The 271-nt window shown below is 41.7% G+C and carries 1 protein-coding gene; it reads left to right on the forward strand.

Annotation, left to right across the window (positions count from 1 at the left end; all coding sequences use genetic code 11):
* The coding region (locus NE665_RS24435) for a hypothetical protein (RefSeq protein WP_256302773.1) at positions 1 to 271 on the forward strand (271 nt) is incomplete at both ends.

The following is a 271-nucleotide window of genomic DNA, read 5'->3' on the forward strand; positions in this document are numbered from 1 at the left end:
GATGGAACGAACGATTTCGCAACAGATGAAGCATTGAGAAAAGCAAAATATGAAGAAGATACAACCTTCTTAGCATACTTCGAGGAAGATGCAGAGGTAACGATCTCATATAAATCAAATGATGAAAATATGGGAACTGTAACTAATGCGAAGGATGAAGTCAAGCCAGTAACCGGAACCGTAAAGGGAAGCAAAGCAGAAGCAAGTGAAGGCTATGCATTCAAGAACTGGACGAACGCAGAAGGTACGATCGTCAGCTGGGATGAAGAAT

Origin of the sequence: Clostridium sp. DFI.1.208 (assembly GCF_024463855.1) — a bacterium.
In the GTDB taxonomy this organism is placed as follows: Bacteria; Bacillota_I; Bacilli_A; order Erysipelotrichales; family Erysipelotrichaceae; genus Clostridium_AQ.